Source organism: Brevundimonas balnearis (assembly GCF_042434805.1).
Taxonomy (GTDB): Bacteria; Pseudomonadota; Alphaproteobacteria; order Caulobacterales; family Caulobacteraceae; genus Brevundimonas; species Brevundimonas balnearis.
Genome location: NZ_JBHLSW010000007.1, coordinates 102059 through 115894 on the forward strand (window position 1 = coordinate 102059; position 13836 = coordinate 115894).

Annotated in this window: 15 protein-coding genes; 10 read left to right on the forward strand and 5 right to left on the reverse strand. The window is 70.3% G+C overall.

The genetic code is table 11. The annotated features are described in order from the left end of the window. The first annotated feature begins 43 nt into the window (after window positions 1-43). On the forward strand, window positions 44-472 hold the full coding sequence (locus tag ACFFGE_RS10265) for a Ros/MucR family transcriptional regulator (protein WP_376836274.1): 429 nt from the start codon (window positions 44-46) through the stop codon (window positions 470-472). Here ACFFGE_RS10265 and cysQ read toward each other — a convergent pair whose 3' ends face one another. Further along, window positions 473-1261, reverse strand: a complete 789-nt coding sequence (cysQ, locus tag ACFFGE_RS10270) for a 3'(2'),5'-bisphosphate nucleotidase CysQ (protein ID WP_376836275.1) — start codon at window positions 1259-1261, stop codon at window positions 473-475. Window positions 1262-1345: 84 nt separating this feature from the next. On the opposite strand from cysQ, the gene chpT reads away from it, so the two are divergent. From chpT to recA, 5 genes are all read left to right on the forward strand, one after another. Then, window positions 1346-1996, forward strand: coding sequence for a histidine phosphotransferase ChpT (chpT, locus tag ACFFGE_RS10275; RefSeq protein ID WP_376836276.1), 651 nt, complete (start codon window positions 1346-1348; stop codon window positions 1994-1996). An 88-nt stretch (window positions 1997-2084) separates the two neighbouring features. Continuing rightward, window positions 2085-2462 carry a response regulator gene (locus ACFFGE_RS10280; RefSeq protein WP_376836277.1) on the forward strand — a complete coding sequence of 126 codons (378 nt, stop codon included), beginning with the start codon at window positions 2085-2087 and terminating at the stop codon, window positions 2460-2462. Further along, entirely contained in the window at window positions 2459-3277 is an 819-nt protein-coding gene (locus tag ACFFGE_RS10285; protein WP_376836278.1) for a CheR family methyltransferase, read from the forward strand. The genes ACFFGE_RS10280 and ACFFGE_RS10285 overlap by 4 nt, the downstream gene beginning before the upstream one ends. A gap of 52 nt (window positions 3278-3329) precedes the next feature. Further along, the gene (locus ACFFGE_RS10290) at window positions 3330-5219 is read left to right on the forward strand and encodes a M20/M25/M40 family metallo-hydrolase (protein WP_376836279.1); all 1890 of its coding nucleotides are present in this window, start codon (window positions 3330-3332) and stop codon (window positions 5217-5219) included. A gap of 233 nt (window positions 5220-5452) precedes the next feature. Beyond that, a complete protein-coding gene (gene recA, locus ACFFGE_RS10295) occupies window positions 5453-6532 on the forward strand; it encodes a recombinase RecA (protein ID WP_376836280.1) in 1080 nt (359 codons plus the stop codon). 140 nt (window positions 6533-6672) lie between these two features. Here the strand turns inward: recA and radC are convergent, their stop codons facing one another. Genes radC through sfsA form a run of 3 tightly spaced genes read right to left on the reverse strand, consistent with a single transcriptional unit; the run spans window position 6673 to window position 9010 of the window. Continuing rightward, a complete protein-coding gene (gene radC, locus ACFFGE_RS10300; RefSeq protein ID WP_376836281.1) occupies window positions 6673-7416 on the reverse strand; it encodes a RadC family protein in 744 nt (247 codons plus the stop codon). A gap of 56 nt (window positions 7417-7472) precedes the next feature. Then, window positions 7473-8291, reverse strand: coding sequence for a type I methionyl aminopeptidase (gene map, locus ACFFGE_RS10305; protein WP_376836282.1), 819 nt, complete (start codon window positions 8289-8291; stop codon window positions 7473-7475). Continuing rightward, complete coding sequence (gene sfsA, locus ACFFGE_RS10310) at window positions 8291-9010, reverse strand: DNA/RNA nuclease SfsA (protein ID WP_376836284.1); 720 nt, start codon at window positions 9008-9010, stop codon at window positions 8291-8293. The genes map and sfsA overlap by 1 nt, the downstream gene beginning before the upstream one ends. A gap of 54 nt (window positions 9011-9064) precedes the next feature. Between sfsA and ACFFGE_RS10315 the strand changes: the two genes are divergently transcribed. The 4 genes from ACFFGE_RS10315 to ACFFGE_RS10330 all read left to right on the forward strand — a co-directional run bounded on the left by ACFFGE_RS10315 (window position 9065) and on the right by ACFFGE_RS10330 (window position 11884). Further along, on the forward strand, window positions 9065-9316 hold the full coding sequence (locus ACFFGE_RS10315) for an antitoxin (RefSeq protein WP_376836286.1): 252 nt from the start codon (window positions 9065-9067) through the stop codon (window positions 9314-9316). After that, window positions 9316-9717: a type II toxin-antitoxin system VapC family toxin gene (locus ACFFGE_RS10320; protein WP_376836287.1), complete on the forward strand. Its 402-nt coding sequence runs from the start codon at window positions 9316-9318 to the stop codon at window positions 9715-9717. Before ACFFGE_RS10315 ends, ACFFGE_RS10320 begins: the two co-directional genes overlap by 1 nt. After that, window positions 9714-10466, forward strand: a complete 753-nt coding sequence (locus ACFFGE_RS10325; RefSeq protein WP_376836288.1) for a competence/damage-inducible protein A — start codon at window positions 9714-9716, stop codon at window positions 10464-10466. The genes ACFFGE_RS10320 and ACFFGE_RS10325 overlap by 4 nt, the downstream gene beginning before the upstream one ends. Window positions 10467-10579: 113 nt before the next feature. Then, the gene (locus ACFFGE_RS10330) at window positions 10580-11884 is read left to right on the forward strand and encodes an OmpP1/FadL family transporter (protein ID WP_376836289.1); all 1305 of its coding nucleotides are present in this window, start codon (window positions 10580-10582) and stop codon (window positions 11882-11884) included. 5 nt (window positions 11885-11889) lie between these two features. Here ACFFGE_RS10330 and acs read toward each other — a convergent pair whose 3' ends face one another. Further along, window positions 11890-13830, reverse strand: a complete 1941-nt coding sequence (gene acs, locus ACFFGE_RS10335; RefSeq protein ID WP_376836290.1) for an acetate--CoA ligase — start codon at window positions 13828-13830, stop codon at window positions 11890-11892. Between the last annotated feature and the right edge of the window lie 6 nt (window positions 13831-13836).

Genomic DNA, 13836 nt, shown 5'->3' on the forward strand with positions numbered 1-13836 from the left:
TCCATCGCATTCGCTGCAGAAAAACATCTTGGGGAGCCGCAGAATGGAACAAAAACCCGAACTGCTTGAAATGACCGCCGACATCGTTTCGGCCTACGTCAGCAACAACGCTGTCGAAGCGGCGGCTCTGCCGCAGCTCATCCAGAACATCCACAGCGTTCTGTCGCAGGTGTCGGACGGTCCTGTCGAGCCCGAGCCCACGCCGCAAGAGCCCGCGGTGTCGATCCGCAAGTCGATCACGCCCGACTACCTGATCTGCTTGGAGGACGGGCGCAAGTTCAAGTCGCTGAAGCGTCACCTGCGCACCAAGTACGACATGAGCCCCGAAGAGTACCGCACCAAGTGGGGCCTGCCCAAGGATTACCCCATGGTGGCGCCGAACTACGCCAAGGCGCGCTCGGAACTGGCCAAGCAGATGGGTCTGGGCCAGGGCGGCCGGAAGCCGGCCCGCGGCGCCCGCGCCAAGAAGTAATCAGGCCCCCTTCGCCAGGAAGGGTCCGTTCAGAAAGCCCGGCTTGCCGTAGCGCAGCCGGGCTTTTTCCTTGTCCAGCACCTGGCCGCCCGCCGCTTCGAGCACGGCTTGGCCCGCCGCCGTGTCCCACTCCGAGGTCGGGCCCTCGCGGGGATAGAGGTCGTGCAGCCCCTCGGCGATCAGGCAGAATTTGAGGGACGAATCCGTGCCCTCCCAGGCCGCGCAATCGTGCTCCGCCGCCAGCCGGGCGGCCGCCTCCGGCTTGACCGAGTGGCTGAGCAGCATGGACCCCCGCGTCGGCCGCGCGCGCACGGCGATGGTCCTCCAGGCGCCGCCGTCGTCGCGCGCCACGGCGCCGCCGCCCCGGGTGGCCCAGGTCCGGCCGATGGCGGGCGCCGACACGACCCCTGCGGCCGGGGCGTCGCCGCGCATCAGCGCGATGTTCACCGTGAAGGCCGTCTTGCCTTCGACGAAGCCCCGCGTGCCGTCGAGGGGATCGATCAGCCACCACCACGCGGCGACCCGCCCCTCGCCGCCGGCCGCCATGGCCTCCTCGGCCACGGCGGGCACGCTCGGCCAGAGCGCCGCCAGCCGCTCCAGGATCAGCGCCTCGGCCCTCTGGTCCGCCAGGGTCACCGGGCTGTCGTCGGCCTTGCGCTCGACGGCGACGCCGTTGCGCCAGAACGGCAGGATCACCCGCCCGGCCTCCTCGGCGAGGTCGGCGATCGTCGCCTCCAGCGCGCCGCTGTCCAGATCCGCCGCCGGGTCGCCGCTCACGATAGGGGTCATGACGCCAGCCCATAGCCGGTCGGGACGGTTGGACGAAGGGGCAAATCACCCCAACTTCGCCTGGTTTCAGAGTGAGCCGCCGCCATGACCGCCACGTCCCCTTCCGCCATCCGCGCCGTCGACCTCGCCGCGCTGGTGGCCGGGAAGCTTTGCCACGACTTCATCAGCCCGGCGGGCGCGATCACCTCGGGCCTGGACCTGCTGAAGGATCCCTCGGCGCAGGACATGCGGGAAGACGCCCTGGCGCTGATCGAGCAGAGCGCGTCCAAGATGGTGGCGCTCGTGCATTTCGCGCGCGTGGCCTTCGGCGCCTCGACCACCGCCGAGCGTTTTTCCGCCGAGGCGATCCGCGACCTCGCCGAGGCCCTCCTCGCCGGCGGGCGGGCGCGGCTGGCCTGGCGGCTGGAGGTCCAGGACCTGTCCAAGGTCCAGGCCCGCGCCCTTCTGAACCTGGCCTACATGACCGTCGGCGCCCTGCCCTCGGGGGGCGAGGCCGTGATCGAGGTCGTCGCCGAGGGCGAGGAGATTCGTCTCGCCGGTCGCGCCGCCGGGCCCCGCGCGCGGCTGAAGCCGGAGGCCACGACCGGCCTCGCGGGCGAGGTCCTGATCGAAGGGCTTCATGGACAATGGATCCAGCCCTACTGGCTCTGGCTGACCGTCACCGAGGCCGGAGGCCGGCTGGCGATCCACACCCAGGAGGACCAGGTCGCGCTGACGTGCCTAATGCCCGTTTAACGGGTCTTCCCAACCCCTCGTTAACCGCCCGGCCTCATCATCGGAGGTGAAGCGCGGCGTTCCGTTTCGCGCTGGAAGGACCGCCCTCTTGGACGTCAGGACCTGTCTCATCGTCGATGACAGCCGGATCATCCGGAAGGTCGCGCGTCGTATCGTCGAGGGTCTCGGCTTCGAGGTCGACGAGGCCGCCGACGGCGCCGAGGCGCTGTCGTTCTGCGCCGCCGCCTCGCCCGACGTCATCCTTCTCGACTGGAACATGCCGGTGATGGACGGCCTCACGTTCGTGCGTCGGTTGCGCGACCTGCCAGGCCCCATGCCCAAGGTCCTGTTCTGCACCATCGAGACCGACCCCTCACGGATCGCCGAAGCGCTCGAGGCCGGGGCGGACGACTACGTCATGAAGCCCTTCGACGGTGAGATCCTGCAGTCCAAGCTCGCCGAGATCGGCGCGGTGGCGATGGCATGAGGGCGGAGGATTTCGAGCGGCTCCAGGCCTTGGTGGCGTCTCGCGCCGGCTATCGGCTGACGCGCGCGCGGATGCACCTCGCCGCGCACCGGCTGGGGCCGGTGGCCCGGCGCGAGGGATTCGAGACCATCGACGCCCTGATGGACGCGGTCTGGTCCCGCCCCGTCGGGGCCCTGGGCTGGGCGGTGATCGAGGCCATGCTCAACCTCGAGACCTGGTTCCGCCGCGACCGGAGCGCCTACCAGACCCTCGAGGCCGAGCTGCTGCCGGCGCTGGCCCGCGCGCGCGGGGGCGGGCGTCGTCTCCGCCTGCTGTCGGCGGGCTGCGCCACCGGACAGGAAGCCTATTCCCTCGCCATCGCCTGCGCCGAAGCCGGCGTGGCCGCCGAGATCGTCGGCGTCGACCTGTCCCATGCCGCCATCGAGCGCGCCCGGGCGGGGGCCTATTCGCCCTTCGAGATCCAGCGCGGGCTCAGCGCCCGGCTCATGCTGACCTATTTCGACAAGGCCGGGGAGCTTTGGCGGGCGACCCGACGTCTTCGCGACGACATCCGCTTCGAGCGGGAGAACCTGCTGGACGCCGGGGCTCCGGGCGGCGGATTCGACATTGTCCTGTGCCGTCACGTGCTGTCGGACATGGAGCCCGGGCGCCGGACCCAGCTGCTGGACCGCCTGGACGCCGAGCTGGCGGAGGACGGCTGCCTGTTCCTCGCGCCGAACGAGCGCGTGGAGAGCGACACGGTCGCCTTCCGCGCCGTCGCCGGCCGCCGCGGCCTCTACGTCAAGGGCACGTCCAGCGCCCGTCGCGCCGCCTGATCGACGTCAGCCTCCGGGCTCGATAACCTCCGCGGGCGCGACGGAGGGGACCATGACGCGGATCATCTATCTGGCGGCCACGCTGATCGTGGCGACGGCCCTCGCGGTGCTGGCGTCCCAGGCGCCGCGCCCCCTGGGGACCGACGCGCCCGCCGACCGCTTCTCGGCGGAGCGCGCCATGATCGACATCCGCGAGATCGGCCGGCGTCCGCACCCCGTCGGCAGCGCCGAGCACGCGCGGGTCAGGGCCTATCTTCTCGGCCGGATGGAGAGCCTGGGCCTGTCGCCGACGGTCCAGACCGGCCTGATGAGTCCGGACTCCTCCCGACGGCTCGAGCGATGGAGCGCGGGACGGATCGCCGGCCACAGCCGCGTCGACAATCTGGTCGGCGTGCTGCCGGGGCAGGACAGCGCCCTTCCGGCGGTCATGCTGATGGCGCATTACGACAGCGCCTGGGACTCGCCGGGCGCGGCCGACGACTCGAGCGGCGTCGCGGCCATCCTCGAGGCGGTGCGGGCGCTGCGGAACGACGAGACGCGCCGCCGGGATCTGGTCGTGCTCCTGACCGACGCGGAGGAGCTGGGCCTGGACGGCGCCCGCGCCTTCTTCAGCGAACATCCGCTGCGCGACCGGATCGGCCTGATCGTGAACCTCGAGGCGCGCGGCGGCGGCGGCCGGGCCATGATGTTCGAGACCGGCCCCGGCAACGCCGAGACCGTGGCCCTGTTCGCCCGTGCGGCCCGGGACGTGAGGGGCGGCGTGACGTCCAACTCGCTGGCCACCCTGGTCTACGAGAACATGCCCAACGGCACCGACTACACCGTGCCCAAGGCGCGCGGGATCGCCGGACTGAACCTCGCCTTCATCGGACGGCCGTCGCAGTATCACTCGCCCACATCGACGCCCGAGGCGCTGGACGTCGGCAGCGTGCAGCACATCGGCGACCAGACCTTGGCGATCGCCCGGGAGGCCCTGGCGGCGCCGCGGCTGCCCGAGGCGACCCGGGACGTCGCCTTCGCCGACCTGCTCGGCTGGGGGCCGGTCGCCCTTCCGGCCTGGTCGGGCTGGGCGATCCTGCTCGCCGCCGCCGGGTCGCTGGGCGGCGCGGCCTGGCTTTGGCGACGCGAGGCGGGCTGGGGCGACATCGGACGCGGGGCTCTGGACGCGCTGTTCGCGCTCCTGGCCGCCTTCACCTTCGCCTACGCCGTGCGGGGCCTCGCCGGACCGATGGGCGACCGCTACGGCGCGGGCCCGGAGCTTTACTACACCATGCTGCGACGGCTTCCGTGGATCGAGGCGGGGCTGGCGCTGGCTCTGCTGGGCCTTCTGATCGCGCTGCTCGCCGGACGGGCGCGCATACGTCCGGTCTGGTGGGCGGGCGGCCTGGCGCTGTCGGCGGCCGTGGCCGTGCTGGCCGGAGGGCTGAACCTCGTCGTCCTCATCGTCGCGGGGCTCGCGGCGGCGCTGGCCTTCGCCCCGGCCGCCCGACCCGAAGCCCCCTACGGCGCGGCGATCGGCTGGTCGGCGGCGGTCCTCGGGATCGGCCTGCTGATCCAGATCCTGGCGCCGACCGCGGCCGTGCTGTTCCTCTGGCCCGGGCTGGTCTTCGCCGTCGGGCTGGTCGTCGCGGCGGGGCTTGCCCGTCGGCTGCAGGAGGGACGCGCCCTGCTTCCCTCCGCGATCCTGGCCGTCCCGGTCGTCGCCTGGCTGCTGTACCAGGCGCATCCGGTGATCCTGGGCGTCGGCATGGATCTCCCCGGCGTGACGGCCGTCTTCGTCCTGCTGGTCGGGGCCGGCCTGCGGCTGTTCACCCCCGGCGGGCGTCTGGCGCGTCCGGCCCTTGTCGTGGCGGCGCTGCTGGCGTTGACGGGCGCGGGCGTCGCCCTCTCGGCCCGGGTCGCCGAACCCCCGCCGGCGGCCCGGCCCGGCGGCCCGACCTAGACCGAAATCGGTCCAGTTGGGCGCACGGCCAAAGGGCTCAGATTTCGGTCCAACCCGAGTGGACGCCTGCGTCAGACCCGGTCGCAGGCCGGACGAGCGCGCCCGAGCCCAGAAAGAGAACATCTTGTGAACCGGAACAAACCGTGCACATACTCGTCTCACCTCACGGGGGCGGGTCCATGGCGGGTCTCTCCCGAGCCTTTCGGGGAATCATGGCAAGGGAGACGAAATCCATGGCGCAGGCGGCATTGAAACTGGTGGGCAAGGACGACGGCGACAAGCAACGGGCGCTCGAGGCGGCGATCGCGCAGATCGATCGCGCCTTCGGCAAGGGCTCGGTGATGAAGCTCGGCAAGGGCGGGGTGGTGAACGAGATCGAGGCGGTTTCCACCGGCTCGCTCGGGCTCGACATGGCGCTCGGGATCGGCGGCCTGCCCAAGGGCCGGGTGATCGAGATCTTCGGTCCCGAGAGCTCGGGCAAGACGACGCTGGCGCTGCACACGGTGGCCGAGGTTCAGAAGGCCGGCGGGGTGGCCGCCTTCGTCGACGCAGAGCACGCGCTGGACCCGGTCTACGCCCAGAAGCTGGGGGTGAACCTCGACGACCTGCTGGTGTCCCAGCCGGACGCCGGCGAGCAGGCGCTGGAGATCACCGACACCCTGGTGCGCTCGGGCGCGGTGGACATCGTGGTGGTCGATTCCGTCGCCGCCCTGACCCCCCGCGCCGAGATCGAGGGCGAGATGGGCGACAGCCTGCCCGGCCTTCAGGCGCGCCTGATGAGCCAGGCGCTGCGCAAGCTGACGGCCTCCATCTCCAAGTCGAAGTGCATCGTCATCTTCATCAACCAGATCCGCATGAAGATCGGCGTCATGTACGGCTCGCCGGAGACGACCACCGGCGGCAACGCGCTGAAGTTCTACGCCTCGGTGCGCCTCGACATCCGCCGCACCGGCGCGATCAAGAACCGCGACGAGGTGGTGGGCAACACGACCCGGGTGAAGGTGGTCAAGAACAAGGTCGCGCCGCCGTTCCGGGAGGTGATCTTCGACATCATGTACGGCGAGGGCATCTCCAAGCTCGGCGAGATCATCGACCTCGGCGTCAAGGCCAACGTCATCGAGAAGTCCGGCAGCTGGTTCTCCTATGACAGCCAGCGCATCGGCCAGGGCCGCGAGAACGTGCGCGAGTTCCTGAAGGCCAACCCGGACGTGGCCGCCGCCATCGAGAAGGCGGTGCGCGGCTCCACCGCCAAGATCGCCGACGAGCTCCTGGGCACGCCCGAGCCCGACGAGGGGCAGGACCTCGAGGGCTGATCCGTCTGACCGGCGGGCCGACGCCCGCCGTCCCTTCCCTCCGGTCGGGTCCGGCGCGACCCGCCATCCGACCCCGCCCGGTCCGGACCGGAGGCGGCCGCCCGACTCTCCCCGGAGTCGGGCGGCTTTTTTCGTGAGCCCTACATCAGGCCCAGCTGCTTGAAGCTGGCCACGCCCTGGCGGCCGACGATCAGGTGATCGTGCACCGTGATCGACAGGGCCCGCGCCGCCTCGATCACCTGTTTGGTCATGTCGATGTCGGCACGGCTCGGCGTCGGATCGCCCGACGGATGGTTGTGCACGATGATCAGATTCTTGGCCGACACCTCCAGTGCGCGGCGCACCACTTCGCGGGGATAGACCGGGGCGTGATCCACCGTGCCCCGGTTCTGCACCTCGTCGAGCAGCAGCTGGTTGCGGTTGTCGAGGAACAGCACCCGGAACTGCTCGCGCGGCTCGTGCTGCAGCGTCAGCCGGACGTAGGCGAGCAGCGAGGTCCAGGACGAGATCACCGTGCGCCGGTTCGCCTCCTCCTTCGCCACCCGCCGCGCCACCTCGTGCAGCGCCGCGAGGTCCAGCGCCGTCTCCGCCCCCACCCCCTTGGTCCGGCCGCGCGAGTCCGCCGCCCTGACCGTCGTCAGGTCCTCGACCGACGCCGCCAGCACCGCCGCGAGCGAGCCGAAGCGCTCGAGCAGGGCCTTGGCGATGGGCTTCACATCCCCCTGCGGCTGGCTGCGGAACAGGAACAGCTCCAGCAGTTCGTAGTCGGGCAGGTGATGGATCCCGGCGCCGCGCGCCCGTTCGCGCAGCCGCTCCCGGTGGCCGACGTGGTGCGGCTTCGGCGTCGCACGACGCGGCGCGTCCTCAGCGATCTCGTCGTCCATGCCCCCTCCGCCGGGGTGACGCTAACGCGAGCCGGCGGCGGCGACCAGCGGCGACGTCAGTTGGGGCGGAACAGTCCCGCCGGGCTGGCGGTGAAGATCTCCACCCCGTCCTCGGTCACGCCCACGGTGTGCTCGCACTGGGCCGACAGGGACTTGTCGCGCGTGACGGCGGTCCAGCCGTCGGACAGCACCTTCACCTGCGGCTTGCCCAGGTTCACCATCGGCTCGACGGTGAAGAACATGCCGGCCTTCAGCACCGCCCCTTCGCCCTTCCGGCCGAAGTGCAGGACGTTGGGGCTGTCGTGGAACACCCGGCCGATGCCGTGGCCGCAGAAGTCGCGCACCACGCTCATGCGGTGGGACTCCACGAACTTCTGGATGGCGAAGCCGATGTCGCCGAAGGTGTTCCCCGGCTTCACCTGCTTGAGGCCCAGCTCCAGAGCCTCGTAGGTCACGTCGACCAGCTTCCGGGCCCGGGTGTTGATCTCGCCCACCGCGTACATGCGGCTGGAGTCGCCGTGCCAGCCGTCCACGATCACCGTGTGGTCGATGTTGACGATGTCGCCGTCCTTCAGCACCCGGTCGCCGGGAATGCCGTGGCAGACCACGTGGTTGATCGAGGTGCAGACGGTCTTCTCATAGCCCTTGTAGCCCAGGCACGCCGGCAGCCCGCCGTTGTCCAGGGTGAACTCGCGGATCAGGTCGTCGATCTCGCCGGTGGTCACGCCCGGCTTCACGTGGGGCGCGATCATGTCCAGCGCCTCGGCCACCAGCCGACCGGCGCGGCGCATCCCCTCGAAGTCTTCCGGCGGATGCACGCGGATGGTGGAGGAACGCACCGGGGCGTCGGTCTCGAGGTCCTGAGGTTCGTACATCAAAGGCTTTCAGGCGCGTGGGGCGACCACGGCAGGCGGCGATCCAGTCGGATCTGTTCGGGGCTCACATGGCAAGCATAGCACAGAACCTCAACCCCCGCCTCGGCCGCCGCCCGCAGCGCCGGCCCGTAGGCGGGGTCCAGGTCGTCGGCGGTGGTGAAGACCTCGCCGTCCATCCGCTGCACCACGAACAGCATCACCGCGCGCCCGCCCGCCGCGACCACCCGCTCCAGCGCCTTCAGGTGCTTGACGCCGCGCGTGGTGCGGCAGTCGGGAAACTCGATCAGGCCGGGGCGGCGCAGGAAATGGACGTTCTTGATCTCCACATGGGCCGGCGGCCGCGAGGCGTCGGTCAACAGCAGGTCGATCCGGCTGTCCAGGTCATAGCGCACCTCGCGCCGCATTCCGGCGTAACCGGCCAGTTCGGGCACAAGGCCCGCCGCGATGCCGGCCTCGGCGATCCGGTTGGGATTCATGGTGTTGACGCCGACCAGGCCCCCGTCCGCCTCGATCAACTCCAGCGTGAGCGGCAGCTTGCGTTTCGGGTCCGGCGACACGGACAGCCAGACCGGCGACCCCGGCGCGGTCAGACCCAGCATGGCGCCGGGGTTTGGCACATGGACGGTCGTCTCCGCGCCGTCCTCCAGCATCACGTCGGCCAGGAACCGCTTGTAGCGCCGGATCAGGATGGCGCGGCGAAGAGGCGTCTTGAAGATCATCTGGCGGCTCGGCGCTCTCTGATATATATTCAGAGTGTATATCGGAGTCCCGCCATGTCCGACACAGCCATCGCCCGCGTATTCATGACCGGCCGCAGCCAAGCTGTCCGCTTACCCAAGGCGTTTCGGGTCGAAGGGGATCGGGTGCGCGTCCGTCGTGAAGGTCACCGCATCATCCTCGAACCGATGTTCGAGACAGCCGAGGAATGGCTGGCGGCGCTGGACAAGTTTCGCGACATTCCCTTCATGGAGGAAGGCCGCAATCAGCCGGAAATGCCGCCTCCGCCGTCCGGTTGGGACGACTGATGTTCAGTCTCGATTCGTCGACGGCGATAGATTTCCTGCGACATCCGCCCCCCAGCCTGATCGAGCGCATGGGTCGGGCGCGTGACGCCGGCGAGCTTCACCTCAGTTCGATCGTGCTGTTCGAGTTGAGTTATGGAGCCGAGCGACGTGTTCACCCGACCCACATGGACCGGCTCAGAACCTTTCTGCAGGGGGGCGTGGCCATCCTCGATTTCGACGCCGACGACGCCTGGTTCGCCGGTGAACTGCGCGCCTCGATGGAGCGGCAGGGCGGCCCAATCGGCCCCTACGACACCCTCATCGCGGCCCAGGCGCTACGGCGCGACCTCACGCTTGTGACGGCGAACACGCGCGAATTCGGTCGGGTGCCGGCTCTGAAGCTGGAGAACTGGCGCGCATGAGCGACGCATCCCCGACCGCCGCGGTCCTGATCATCGGCGACGAGATCCTGTCGGGGCGGACCGCCGACACCAATCTGAACACCATCGCCCGCTTCCTCTCGGCGCTGGGGATCGACCTGATGGAGGCGCGCACCGTCGGCGATCGGCCGCGCCAGCTCATCGAGGCGTTGAACGCTCTGCGAGCCACCCACGACTACGTCTTCACCACCGGCGGCATCGGGCCGACGCACGACGACATCACCGCCGACTGCGTGGCGGAAGCGTTCGGCGTGGCCCTGCCGGAGCACCCCGACGCCGTGGCCATTCTCGAACGCCGCTACGGCGACCAGTTCAACGCCGCGCGGCGGCGCATGGCCCGCGTCCCGGAGGGCGGGACGCTGATCGCCAACCCCGTGACCGACGCGCCCGGCTTCCAGATCGGCAATGTCTTCGTCATGGCGGGCGTGCCGAAGATCATGCAGGCCATGCTGGAGGATGTGGCCCCGCGCCTGCGCACCGGCGCGATCGTGCATGCCCGGACGTTGAAGGTCGTCGGCGTCGGCGAGGGCGAGGTGGCGGCTCCCTTGGCCGAGCTGGCCCAGGCCCATCGCAACCTCAGCTTCGGCAGCTATCCGTTCGGCCACGGCACGGTGGGCGAAATGGGGACGAACCTGGTGGTGCGGGGGCGCGACGCGCAAGCGGTCCAGGCCGCCGCCGATGCGCTGATCACCACGCTCGGCGAACGCGGGATCAACGTCACGCTTGTGTGAGACGGGCGAAAACCCGCGTTCGATCTGAAACTTGGCCTTGCGGAATGAGTTGCTGGCGTGGCTTCACGCCGGCCCCGCGCCGCTCCCCCGGCGCCCGCAAGAGGTAGTTCCCGTTGACCACGCACCGTTCGGCGCGCGCGACCGCGCTCGCCTGTCTGTTCACCCTCGCCGCCACGCCCGCCGCCCAGGCGGGCTCTTTCTATCTTCAGGAACAGTCCGTGAGGGGCGCCGGACGCGCCTTCTCCGGCGAGGTGGCCGACTGCGGCGTCGCCTCGCTGTGGTGGAACCCGGCCTCCATCGCCTGCTCGCGCCGGGAGGTCTATCTGGGCCTGCATGGCATCCTGCTGGACTCCCGCGTCGAGGATCGCGGCTCGACCCTGACCCGTCCGCTCGCTCCGGGCGGCGTGACCACCGCCGTCGGCGGCCAGCCCGTGGCCATCGATCCGGTCCAGGGCGGCGTCGTGCCGAACGCGGCGGTCGCCATCCCGCTGAACGACCGCTTCGTCCTGGGTCTGTCGGCGATGGCCCCCTACAACCTGTCGACCGAGTACGACGACGCCGCCTTCACCCGTTACGACGCCCTGAAGAGCTCGGTGCTCACCGTCGACCTGCAGGCGACCCTGGCCGCGCGCGTCACCGACTGGCTGGACGTCGGCGTGGGCGTCAGCGGCGAATACGTCTCGGCCGAGCTCAGCTCCGCCCTGCCGAACCTGGCGCCCGGCTCGCCCGACGGCCTGTCGGAGCTGGAGGGCGACGGCATCGACCTGGGCTGGACCGTCGGCGCCCGCGCCCACGCGGGGAGGTGGGAGGCCGGGCTCAGCTACCGCTCGGCTATCGAGCACGAACTGGACGGCGAGGTGACGATCAGCGGCCTGGCCGGCCCGCTGGCGGCGGCCAACGTGGACACGGACGGCGTGGCGACCTTCACCACCCCCTGGATGGCCTCGGCCGGCGTGCGGTTCGCCGTGAACGACCGGCTGACCCTCAACGGCCAGATCAACCGCATCGGCTGGTCGGAGTTCGACGCCATCCGGGTGTCCTATCCGGGCGGCGGCGACGTCATCGTTCAGGACTACAAGGACACCACCAGCGGCGCCGTCGGTCTGGACTACCGCTTGAACGAGCAGGTCACGCTGCGGACCGGCGTCGCCTTCGACCCCACGCCCACGCGCGACGAGCGCCGGACCGCGCGCATCCCCGACGAGGACCGGATGCTCTACTCCGTCGGCGCGACGATCCAGCCGCGCGATGGCCTGATGATGGACGCGGCCCTGACCTACATCGCCATCGACACGGCGACGATCAACGACGACCGCGTGCTGTACGAAGGCACGGGCGCCGACACGGTCTCGCGCCTGCGCGGCGAGGCGACCGGGTCGGGCGTGGTGGCGTCGCTCGGCATGCGGCTGGCCTTCTAGAGCCGTCAGGCCCCGGGGCGGTTGGCGACCAGTTCGTCGACCACCCCGGGATCGGCCAGGGTCGAGGTGTCGCCGAGGTTCGAGAGCTCGTTCTCGGCGATCTTCCTCAGGATCCGGCGCATGATCTTGCCCGAGCGCGTCTTGGGCAGACCGGGCGCCCACTGGATGACGTCCGGCGAGGCGATCGGCCCGATCTCCGTCCTGACATGGGCCACCAGATCGCGGCGCAGGTCCTCGTTGGCCTCGACCCCGGCCTTCAGCGTGACATAGGCGTAGATGCCCTGGCCCTTGATGTCGTGCGGGAAGCCGACCACCGCCGCCTCGGCCACGGCCTCGTGCAGCACCAGCGCGCTCTCGACCTCGGCGGTGCCCATGCGGTGGCCCGAGACGTTGATCACATCGTCCACCCGGCCGGTGATCCAATAGTCGCCGTCCTCGTCCCTGCGGCAGCCGTCGCCGGTGAAGTAGCGGCCCGGATAGGTCGAGAAATAGGTGTCGAAGAACCGCTGCGGATCGCCCCAGACGCCGCGCATCTGGCCCGGCCAGCTGTCGGTGAGGCACAGATTTCCGCTGACCGCGCCGGTCAGCTCATGGCCCTCGGCGTCCACGATCTGAAGCTCCACGCCCGGCAGCGGCTTGGTGGCCGACCCCGGCTTCAGCTCCGTCGCGCCGGGCAGCGGCGAGACCAGGACCCCGCCGGTCTCGGTCTGCCACCAGGTGTCCACGATCGGCAGCCGGCCCTCGCCGACCACCTCGTGATACCAGCGCCAGGCCTCCGGGTTGATGGGCTCGCCGACGGTGCCGAGCAGCTTCAGGCTGTCGCGACGGGTCGCCTTCACCGGCCCTTCCCCCTCCCGCATCAGAGCGCGGATCGCCGTCGGGGCGGTGTAGAAGATCTCGACCCGGTGCCTGTCCACCACCTCCCAGAAGCGGCTGACCGTCGGGTGGTTGGGCACCCCCTCGAACATCAGGGTCGTGCCGCCGTTCGCCAGCGGCCCGTAGACGACGTACGAGTGCCCCGTCACCCAGCCCACGTCGGCGGTGCACCAGAAGACCTGGCCGGGCCGATAGTCGAACACCAGTTCGTGGGTCCACGACGCCCAGAACAGATAGCCGCCGGTGGTGTGCATCACCCCCTTCGGCTTCCCGGTCGAACCGGAGGTGTAGAGGATGAACAGCGGGTCCTCCGCGTTCATGGGCTCGCAGGGGCAGTCGTCGGAGACCCCGGCGGCGGCCGTCGCATAGTCCACGTCGCGCCCGTCGCGCATCGGCACGTCGGCGCCCGTGTGGCGCACCACGATCACCCGGTCCGCCTCGGCCTTCGTCAGCGCCGCATCGACATTGGCCTTCAGCGGGACGACCTTGCCGCCGCGCACGCCTTGATCGGCGGTGATCACCACCTTCGAGCCACAGTCCTCGATCCGCCCCGCCAGGCTGTCGGGCGAAAAGCCGCCGAACACCACCGAGTGGATCGCGCCGATCCGCGCGCAGGCCAGCATGGCGTAGGCGGCCTCGGGGATCATCGGCAGGTAGATCGTGACGCGGTCGCCCTTCGCCACCCCTTGCGCCTTCAGCACATTGGCCATGCGGCAGACTTCGGCGTGGAGCTCGCCATAGGTGATGCGGCGGCTGTCCTTCGGGTCGTCGCCCTCCCAGATGATCGCCGTTTCGTCCCGCCGCGCGGGCAGGTGCCGGTCGACGCACTCGTGGGCGACGTTCAGCACCCCGTCCTCGAACCAGCGGATGCGGAAGTCGTCCTTGGCGAAGCTGACGTCCTTGATCCGGGTGGGGAAGCTGAACCAGTCCAGCCGCTTCGCCCGTTCGGCCCAGAAGGCCTCGGGCGTCTCCCGCGCCGCGATCGCCGCCGCCTCATGGGCCGCCCTGTCCATGTGGGCGCGCGCGGCGCGGGCGGGATCGACGGGATAGCGGTCGGGACCTGAGGTCATGGGCGT

Excerpts from the sequence above, each read along its gene's own strand:
- ACFFGE_RS10290 (WP_376836279.1), top strand. The coding sequence starts at position 3,330 with ATGACGCGGATCATCTATCTGGCGGCCACGCTGATCGTGGCGACGGCC.
- chpT (WP_376836276.1), top strand. The coding sequence starts at position 1,346 with ATGACCGCCACGTCCCCTTCCGCCATCCGCGCCGTCGACCTCGCCGCG.
- sfsA (WP_376836284.1), bottom strand. The coding sequence starts at position 9,010 with ATGATCTTCAAGACGCCTCTTCGCCGCGCCATCCTGATCCGGCGCTAC.
- ACFFGE_RS10285 (WP_376836278.1), top strand. The coding sequence starts at position 2,459 with ATGAGGGCGGAGGATTTCGAGCGGCTCCAGGCCTTGGTGGCGTCTCGC.
- acs (WP_376836290.1), bottom strand. The coding sequence starts at position 13,830 with ATGACCTCAGGTCCCGACCGCTATCCCGTCGATCCCGCCCGCGCCGCG.
- radC (WP_376836281.1), bottom strand. The coding sequence starts at position 7,416 with ATGGACGACGAGATCGCTGAGGACGCGCCGCGTCGTGCGACGCCGAAG.
- ACFFGE_RS10265 (WP_376836274.1), top strand. The coding sequence starts at position 44 with ATGGAACAAAAACCCGAACTGCTTGAAATGACCGCCGACATCGTTTCG.
- ACFFGE_RS10315 (WP_376836286.1), top strand. The coding sequence starts at position 9,065 with ATGTCCGACACAGCCATCGCCCGCGTATTCATGACCGGCCGCAGCCAA.
- ACFFGE_RS10320 (WP_376836287.1), top strand. The coding sequence starts at position 9,316 with ATGTTCAGTCTCGATTCGTCGACGGCGATAGATTTCCTGCGACATCCG.
- recA (WP_376836280.1), top strand. The coding sequence starts at position 5,453 with ATGGCGCAGGCGGCATTGAAACTGGTGGGCAAGGACGACGGCGACAAG.
- map (WP_376836282.1), bottom strand. The coding sequence starts at position 8,291 with ATGTACGAACCTCAGGACCTCGAGACCGACGCCCCGGTGCGTTCCTCC.
- ACFFGE_RS10325 (WP_376836288.1), top strand. The coding sequence starts at position 9,714 with ATGAGCGACGCATCCCCGACCGCCGCGGTCCTGATCATCGGCGACGAG.
- cysQ (WP_376836275.1), bottom strand. The coding sequence starts at position 1,261 with ATGACCCCTATCGTGAGCGGCGACCCGGCGGCGGATCTGGACAGCGGC.